General features: G+C 74.8%; 8 protein-coding genes. 5 read left to right on the forward strand and 3 right to left on the reverse strand.

Features of this window, described 5'->3' with window-relative positions:
• Window positions 1-133: 133 nt before the first annotated feature.
• Both ACFV5N_RS14000 and ACFV5N_RS14005 read right to left on the reverse strand, forming a co-directional pair.
• The gene (locus ACFV5N_RS14000) at window positions 134-1,768 is read right to left on the reverse strand and encodes an ABC-F family ATP-binding cassette domain-containing protein (protein ID WP_385598531.1); all 1,635 of its coding nucleotides are present in this window, start codon (window positions 1,766-1,768) and stop codon (window positions 134-136) included.
• A 216-nt stretch (window positions 1,769-1,984) separates the two neighbouring features.
• On the reverse strand, window positions 1,985-3,238 hold the full coding sequence (locus tag ACFV5N_RS14005; protein ID WP_385598534.1) for a chloride channel protein: 1,254 nt from the start codon (window positions 3,236-3,238) through the stop codon (window positions 1,985-1,987).
• A 504-nt stretch (window positions 3,239-3,742) separates the two neighbouring features.
• On the opposite strand from ACFV5N_RS14005, the gene ACFV5N_RS14010 reads away from it, so the two are divergent.
• Window positions 3,743-4,702 (forward strand): NAD-dependent epimerase/dehydratase family protein, encoded by a 960-nt coding sequence (locus tag ACFV5N_RS14010; protein ID WP_385598537.1) that lies wholly within the window; start codon window positions 3,743-3,745, stop codon window positions 4,700-4,702.
• A gap of 136 nt (window positions 4,703-4,838) precedes the next feature.
• Entirely contained in the window at window positions 4,839-5,546 is a 708-nt protein-coding gene (locus ACFV5N_RS14015) for a TetR/AcrR family transcriptional regulator (RefSeq protein ID WP_385598540.1), read from the forward strand.
• A gap of 87 nt (window positions 5,547-5,633) precedes the next feature.
• On the opposite strand, the gene ACFV5N_RS14020 is transcribed toward ACFV5N_RS14015, so the two are convergent.
• A complete protein-coding gene (locus tag ACFV5N_RS14020) occupies window positions 5,634-5,801 on the reverse strand; it encodes a hypothetical protein (RefSeq protein WP_385598543.1) in 168 nt (55 codons plus the stop codon).
• Window positions 5,802-5,893: 92 nt separating this feature from the next.
• On the opposite strand from ACFV5N_RS14020, the gene ACFV5N_RS14025 reads away from it, so the two are divergent.
• The 3 genes from ACFV5N_RS14025 to ACFV5N_RS14035 form a co-directional block, all read left to right on the forward strand.
• Window positions 5,894-6,409: a PadR family transcriptional regulator gene (locus ACFV5N_RS14025; protein WP_385598545.1), complete on the forward strand. Its 516-nt coding sequence runs from the start codon at window positions 5,894-5,896 to the stop codon at window positions 6,407-6,409.
• Window positions 6,406-7,152: an ABC transporter ATP-binding protein gene (locus ACFV5N_RS14030; RefSeq protein WP_385598548.1), complete on the forward strand. Its 747-nt coding sequence runs from the start codon at window positions 6,406-6,408 to the stop codon at window positions 7,150-7,152. The genes ACFV5N_RS14025 and ACFV5N_RS14030 overlap by 4 nt, the downstream gene beginning before the upstream one ends.
• A 3-nt stretch (window positions 7,153-7,155) precedes the next feature.
• Window positions 7,156-8,259: FtsX-like permease family protein (locus ACFV5N_RS14035; RefSeq protein ID WP_385598551.1), on the forward strand; the 1,104-nt coding region annotated here is incomplete at its 3' end.

Genomic DNA, 8,259 nt, shown 5'->3' on the forward strand with positions numbered 1-8,259 from the left:
CCCCGGGGCCCCCCGGGCCTCCGGCCCGGGGTGGGGCCCGGGCCGGGGGGGGGGGGCTGGGCTCCCCCCGGGGGGGCCGGGGGGGGCGCGGGGGGGGGGGGGGCGGCGCCCGCGCGGAGCGGGCGCCGGTGGGTCAGCCCCGGGAGGGGTCCCCCTCCGTCAGTGTCCCGTCGGCCAGCCGCAGCCACCGTCCGATCCCGATCCTGGCCAGGAACGGTTCGTCGTGGCTGACGACGACGAACGCGCCCCGGTAGGCGGACAGCGCGCTCTCCAGCTGGCCCGCGCTCAGCAGGTCGAGGTTGTTCGTCGGCTCGTCCAGCAGCAGCAGCTGCGGGGCCGGTTCGGCGCACAGCACGCAGGCCAGGGTGGCGCGCAGCAGTTCACCGCCGGAGAGCACCCCGACCGGCAGATGGGCCTTGGCGCCCCGGAAGAGGAAGCGGGCGAGCAGGTTCATCCGGTCCGCCTCGGCGCGGTGCGGCGCGAACGCGGTGAAGTTCTCGGCGACGGTGCGGCCGGTGTCCAGCAGGTCGAGCCGCTGCGACAGGTAGGCGACGCGGCCGCCGGCGCGCCGCAGTTCGGTGGCCTCCGGCTCAAGACCGCCCTCCAGGAGCCGCAGCAGCGTGGTCTTCCCCGCACCGTTGGGGCCGGTCAGCGCGATGCGTTCGGGCCCCCGGACGGTGAGGTCGACGCCCTGCGGGCCGAACAGGGCGCGCTCCCCGTGGCGCACCCGCAGCCCCCGGCCGAGGAAGAGGGTGCGGCCGGCGGGTACGTCCGTGTCGGGCAGGTCGAGGGTCAGCCGCTGCTCGTCGCGGACGGCGCGCCCCGCCTCGTCCAGCCGGGCCCGGGCCTCGCTCACCCGGGAGGCGTGCATCTGGCCGGCGCGGCCGGCCGACTCCTGGGCCCCGCGTGCCATGTTCCCGGCGAAGATGCGGGGCAGTCCGGCGTTCTTCAGATTGCGGGAGGCGTTGCCGGCCCGGCGCTCGGCGCGCTCCCTGGCCTGCTGCATCTCCCGCTTCTCGCGCTTGAGTTCCTTCTCGGCGTTGCGGACGTTCTTCTCGGCGGTCTCCTGTTCGGCCCGGACGGCCTCCTGGTAGGCGGTGAAGTCGCCGCCGAAGAAGCGCAGGGTGCCGTGGTGGAGTTCGGCGATCCGCTCCATGCGGTCCAGCAGGGCGCGGTCGTGGCTGACGAGCAGCAGGCAGCCCGGCCAGTCGGCCAGGACGTCGTAGAGCTTGTGCCGGGCGTCGCGGTCGAGGTTGTTGGTCGGTTCGTCCAGCAGCAGCACGTCCGGGCGCTTGAGGAGTTGGGCGGCGAGCCCGAGCTGGACGATCTGGCCGCCGCTGAGGGTGCGCAGTTCGCGGTCCAGGGTGAGGTCCGCGAGCCCGAGCCGGTCCAGTTGGGCGCGGGTGCGCTCCTCGATGTCCCAGTCGTCGCCGATGGTGGCGAAGTGTTCCTCGGCCACGTCGCCCGCCTCGACGGCGTCCAGGGCGCGGATCACCTCGGCGATGCCCAGCACTTCGGCGACGGTGAGACCGGCGGCCAGCGGCAGGGTCTGCGGGAGGTGGCCGAGCGGCCCGGAGACGGTGACGGTACCGGCGGTGGGGCGCAGTTCACCGGCGATGAGCTTCAGCAGCGTGCTCTTGCCGGAGCCGTTGGGCGCGACAAGACCGGTGCGGCCGGTGCCGAGGGTGAAGGTCAGGTCGCTGAAGACGGGGGTGTCGTCGGGCCAGGAAAAGGACAGACCGGTGCACGTGACGAAAGCGTCGGACATGGAAAGACCTCGGGGGAGAACGCGGGCGCCCGGCAGCGCGGTGCCCGGGAAGACGGTTCAGGGGACGACAACGAGGCCACCCCGGCGCGCACACGCACCGGCCGGCGGCCTGGCAGCCCGGGTATCACCCCGAGATGTCGTCTTCACCCACCACGTCGGTATCTCCCTGGATACGGTTCTCCGTGTGACCGACGATACACCCTCCGCCGGGAGGGCTCACTGGGCGGGCAGGCGCACCGAGTAGAGGGAGGGGGTGTCCAGGGCGCGGGAGACCAGGATGGCCCCGGTGACGGCGAGGATCAGCGGCACCGTCAGGGCGTCGATCGTGCGGGTCAGCTCCAGCATGAGGACCACGGCGGCGAGGGGCGCCTGCATGGCGGCGGCCAGGACGGCGGCGGCGCCGAGGACCGCGAAGCCGGCGGCCGGCGCGTCCCACAGCTGGGCCCAGCCCCGCCCGGCCAGCGCCCCCAGCAGGGCGCCGATGACGATGGTCGGGGTGAACAGCCCGCCGCTCGCTCCGCTGCCCAGGCTGCCGGCCGTGACGAGCGGTTTGAGGAGCAGCAGCACGAGGACGGCGGGTACGGCCAGTTGCGCGCCCAGGGCGAGGTCGACGATGTCCTTGCCGTTGCCGAGCAGTTCCGGGTAGGGGATCGCCAGCAGCCCGACCCCGGTGAACACCAGCGCGGGCGCGATCAGCAGGCCGCGGCCGGTGGGGCGGCGCCGGTGCGCGACGCGGATCATCCGGACCCAGCCGACCGCGGCCAGCCCGGCGAGCGGGCCGATGACCAGGGCGAACACGGTCAGCGAACCGGACAGCGGCACCTCGGGCAGCCGGTAGGTGGGCCCGGTCGGCAGGACGATCCAGGACACGCCGGTGGCGACGCAGCAGGTGGCCAGGGCGGGCAGGGCGAGCCGCAGCGACAGGGCGCCGAGCATCACCTCCAGGGTCAGCAGCGCCCCGCCGAGCGGCACGTTGTACACGCAGGCCATGCCGGCGCCGGCACCGCAGGCGGCGAGGAGTCTGCGGTGCGCGGTGTCGATGCCGGCCCAGTCGGACAGCCGGGAGGCCAGCGCCGCGCCGGCCAGCCGGGGGGCGGCCTCCCGTCCCAGTGAGGCGCCCATGCCGACGATCACGGTGGACAGGAAGGCGGTGCCCAGGCTGCGCCGCATCGGCAGCCGCCCCTGGTCCCGCCACAGCGCGGTGCTCACCTCGGACCCGCCGGGCCCGGTCCACCGCGCGAGCAGCCACCAGCCGACCCCGGCCAGTACTCCGGCGGCGGCGAGCACCAGGACCCGGCGCCCGGGACCGGCCTCCTCGACGGCGGTCAGGAAGTCGCCCGACCGGTGGGCGTACACCAGGGCGGAGGTCGCCTCCAGCAGCAGCATGAGGGCGCTCCCGGCGAGCCCGGCGAGCACACCGGTGGCCACCACCAGCGTCCAGAGCCGGGGGGACAGCGCGGGGACGTCCACGGGTGCGACGAGGTTGGGCTGCTCCAGGGGCGCCGCCCGCGGGGCGCCGTCCCGGCCGGACTCCTCACCCGGCCCGCGGTCGCCGCCATCCGGCGGGCCGCCCGGGCCGCGATCGTCTCCGCCGCCGCGTATGCACCCGCCCCGCACGTCTCCGCTCCCGATGTCCACGGCCTTCCCGGCCGATGCGGGGGCCTCCTCCCGTCGGGTGAGCTGTCGCCACGACCGCGCCCGCCGGCTGCCGTGCGGGGCCGTCCGGGTCCCGGCACGGGGACCGATTGTCGCAAACCGCCCGCGGGCCGGTGCCACCGCGTCCGTCACCGGACGCCCCGGCCCGCCCCTCCGGCGCGCGTGCACCCCGGGCCGCCACCACGCGCGGGCCCCACGCCCCTCCCCGGATCTCCACGCCATTGGCGATAGACAGCAATCTTAGTTACGGTGTATAACGAACGCGTTCGCAGATAACCACACCGAATCCCTGTCACTCGCCACCGAGAGGAACACGTCATGACCGCAGCACCGGGTGCGCTCCACACCGTTCTGGGGGCCGGCCCCGCGGGCACCTCCGTGGCCCTCGAACTCGCGCGCCGCGGGCACCGGGTGCGGCTGGTCGACCGCTCCGGTACCGGTGAGCCCCTCACCGGCGTCGAACGGGTCACCGGGGACGTCGGCACGGTGGACGGGGCGCTCGCCGCGATCGAGGGCGCGGATGTCGTCTACCACTGCGTCAACGTCGCCTACCACCTGCAGGTCGACGTCATGCCCCGCATTCAGGAGGCCGTGCTGGGCGCGGTGGCGCGCACCGGTGCGCGGCTGGTCGTGCTGGACACGCTGTACCCCTACGGCGCGACGCACGGCGAGGTCATGACGGAGGACACCCCGTGGCGGGCGACCACGGCCAAGGGCAGGATGCGCGCCGGGCTGGACGAGCGCTACCTCGCCGCGCACCGGGAGGGGCGGGCGCGGGTCGTGCTGGGCCGCTCGGCGGACTTCGTCGGGCCCCGGGTCCTGAACTCCACCCTGGGCGGGGCCGTCTTCCCGGCCGCGCTCACCGGCGGTGAGGTCCTGGTGCTCGGCGACATCGACCTCGCCCACAGCTACACCAGCATCCTCGACGTGGCCCGCGGCCTGGCCGTACTCGGCGAGCACCCCTCGGGAGACGGCCGGGTCTGGCACCTGCCCACCGCGCCCGCCCGCACCACGCGGGAGATCCTCACCCTCCTGGGCGATCTCGTGGGACAGCCGGTGCGGATCACCGCTCTGGACGGGCCGCGCGCCTTCGGCCCGTTCGACGAGACGTTCATGCGCTCGTACGCCGAGCTGTTCTACCAGCACACCGAGCCGCAGATCATGGACTCCACCGCCTTCCAGCGGGAGTTCGGCGTCGCACCCACCCCGATCACGGTCACCCTGAGCGAGACCCTGGAGTGGTACCGGGGCTTCCTCGCCGCACGGGCGGCGGGCTGACCGCACGGCGCCGCCCACCCGCGCAGCCCTCCCCCGACCGGCGCCGGGAGGGAGCTCCGCCCTGTCACGTCAGCGATACAGTGACGCACACGATCCGGGCCGCACAGTCCGGGGCGAGCGGCGACAGGAGGCGGGAATGGCAGACCGGGTGAACAGTCCGCGTGCGCGGTACCGGGAGCAGACCCGCGCGGAGATCAAGGAAGCGGCCCTGCGGCAGCTCGCCGCCGGCGGCATCGAGGGCGTGGCGCTCCTGCGCATCGCGAAGGAGATCGGGATGTCCGGCCCGGCGCTCTACCGCTACTTCGCCAGCCGCGACGACCTGCTGGCGGAGCTGGTACTCGACGCCTACGACGGCGCGGCCACGGCGGTCCACGCGGTGGACACCACGGCGGGCGGCCGGGCCGCGCTGCACGCCCTGACCGGCGCCTACCGCGCGTGGGCCGTGGCAGAGCCGCACCTGTATCTGCTCATCCAGGGCACCCCGGTGGCGGGCTTCACCGCCCCGGCCGAGACCGTGCTGAAGGCCCGCTCCGTCCTGGGCCCCTTCCTGTCCGTCTTCGCCCACGGGCGGCCGCTGGTCTCCGTGGACCCGCTCCTGGCGCAGTTGCGGGGCTGGCTGCGGGAGCGGCCCGAGGTGGCGGCCTGGGTCGAGCAGTGGACCGGGCGGCCGGCGGACGACGCCGCCGCGAACGTCGCGCTGACCGGCGCCGTGATGACCTGGCCGCAGATGCACGGCACGGTCAGCCTGGAGGTCACCGGCCAGTTCAGCGGCATGGGGCACGACCCCGCCACCCTGCTCGACGTGCAGACGGCGCTCCTGGCCGACACCTTCCAGCTGCCCTGAGCGCGCCGCGCCGGTGGGTCGCCCCCGGCGGGCCGGTGGGCTCGCGGGCCGGTCGCACCCCGGGCTGACCCGCCCCGGGGCACCGCGTCAGGACGGCTCCGGCCGCTCGGCCGGTCCGGTGCCGGCGGCGTGCCGTCCGCCACCGTCCGCGTCCCGCGCCGTGCGGAGGTCCCCGTACTGGACGGCGAACACGGTGCCCTGGTCGCGGGCGGTGTTGTGCTGGTCCAGCGTCATCCCCGCGCGCTCCACCTCCATGCCGGGATTCTCCACCGTGCCTGCGGCCGGGGCGAGTTGACCGACGGAGGGGATAACCGTTAGATGTACCCGGCCGATGTCGGAGGGGCGGGATGCAGGACGCGTTGCTGGCCATGCTGGTCAAGGAGCCGGCGCACGGGTACGTGCTGCGGGCCAGGGTGCAGGCGGCGCTCGGGGTGCTGGGGGAGGGTCTGAATCCCGGGCAGGTGTACGTCACGTTGTCCAGGCTGGAGAAGGCGGGCCACGTCGTGTGCCTCGGAGCCGAGGGCGTGGCCGACCGCAAGGTGTACGAGGTGACGGCCGCCGGGCGGGAGCGGGCGATGGCCTGGCTGCGCGGGGTCACCTGGGCCAAGCCGGACCTCGCCGATTTCCATCTGAAGCTGGTCGCCGCCGCGACCAGCGGCCTGGCGGATCCGGTCGAACTGGTGGACGCCCAGCGGCGGGAGTTGATGCGACGGCTGCGCGCGGCGCAGCGGGCCGCGCTGGACGGGCCGGGGGACCGGGTGGCCGCGCTGCTGCTGGAGGGGGTCGTGGTGCGGCTGGAGGCGGATCTGCGCTGGCTGGAGGCGTGCGAGCGGACATGGCGGGAGAGCGGGGAGGACGGATGAGCCGGGAGGCCGGTGGTCCGTGGTTGCTGGAGGCCCGCGGGCTGTCCAGGAGCCACGGTGACGACGGGGGGCGGATACGGGCCGTGGACGAGGTCGATCTGCGGGTCGGTGCGGGCGAGAGCGTGGCGGTGACGGGGCCGAGTGGGTGCGGCAAGTCCACGCTGCTGCATCTGCTGGGTGGCATGGACCGGCCGACCGGTGGCGAGGTCCGGCTGGCGGGCCGGCGGCTGGACGTCCTCGGGGAGCGGGCGCTGGCCCGGCTGCGCCGTGCGCACATCGGCTTCGTCTTCCAGTCCTTCCATCTGATGGACGAGTTGTCGGCGGCCGAGAATGTGGAGTTGCCGGCCGTGCTGGCCGGGTGCCGGCGGCGCCGGGCCCGTCGGCGGGCCGTGGCGCTGCTGGAGCGGGTGGGGCTCGGGGACCGGGCGGGGCAGCTGCCGTCCGCCCTGTCCGGCGGGCAGCGGCAGCGGGTCGCGATCGCGCGGGCGCTGATCAACAAGCCGTCCCTCATCCTGGCCGACGAGCCGACCGGCAACCTGGACAGCGCGGCCACCCGGGACGTGCTGCGGCTGTTCGCGGAGTTGCGCCTGGGCGGGCAGACCTTGGTGATGGTCACGCACGACGCCCGGGTGGCCGCGACCGCGGACCGGGTGATCGGCATGCGCGACGGCGCCTTCGTCGACGACACCGTGTTCCCGCCGGCCGAAGCGTCACCCGCCGCTCTGATCGATCTGGGGTTCTGACCGATGGGGCGTCTCCTTCTGCTGATGGGCCTCGCCCTGCGCTCGCTGCGCCACCGGCCGGCGCATACCGCACTGTTGCTGGTGACGGTCACCACCGTGTGCGCCACGGTCACCACCGGACTGACGCTGCGGGACTCGGTGGACCAGTCCTACGCGGAGGTCAGGGCCGCCACCGACGGCCCCGATGTGCTGGCGATGCCGACCAGTACGGGCGAGAGAGCGCTGCGCGAGCTCGATCCGCTCCTCGATCTCCCCGGGGTCACCGCGCGCGGCGGGCCGCATCCGGTGCTCTTCCCGATGATCGAGGCGCACGGGATGACGGTGCGGGCGGTCGTGGAAGGGAGGGATCCGGTGCCGGACGCCATCGACCGTCCCCACCTCGTGGCCGGCGACTGGGTGAGCCCGGGCGGGGCGGTCGTGGAGCGGGCATTCGCGCTCGCCCTCGGGGTGCGCACCGGCGACCGGCTGACGATCGGTGGAAAGGGTTTCACGGTGACCGGGGTGGCCAGGACCGCCGCGTCCTCGCCCTATCCGCGTGCGGTGTGGTCGCCGCAGGGCGGCGGGCCCTCGCCCGACGCCGGGCAGGTGTGGCTCACCGGGGACGATCTGCTGCGGCTGGCCTCGGACGCGCTGCCGATCTCCTACGTCGCGCATCTGAGGCTGGCGGAGCCGGAGCGGGCCGAGGACTTCGTCCGCTCCCCGGCTGTCCTCGCCGCCCCGGTCACTGTCCGGTCGTGGGAGTTCTTCGCGGCGAACGCCTCCGGCAACCTGCGGAGTGTGCACGACGCCCTTACGGCAGCCGGCTGGCTGCTGGTGGTGCTCGCGTCGGCGGCGGCGAGCAGTCTGGTGGCGGGCCGGCTGGCCGAACAGGGCCGCAGGGTCGGGCTGCTGAAGGCCGTCGGTGCCTCCCCGGCGATGGTCGCGGGGGTGCTGCTGGCGAAGTATCTGGCGGCGGCGCTCGTCGCCGGTCCGGCCGGGCTGCTGCTGGGGTGCCGGTTCGCCGCCGTCTTCGGCAACCCGGGCGGCGGGCTGCCCGATGTGGGCCTGGCAGCGCCCTCGGTGGGCACCGTGGTCGCGGTGGCCGTGCTGGCCCTGGCCATCGCGGCC

It is taken from the genome of Streptomyces sp. NPDC059853 (genome assembly GCF_042731495.1).
GTDB lineage: Bacteria > Actinomycetota > Actinomycetes > Streptomycetales > Streptomycetaceae > Streptomyces.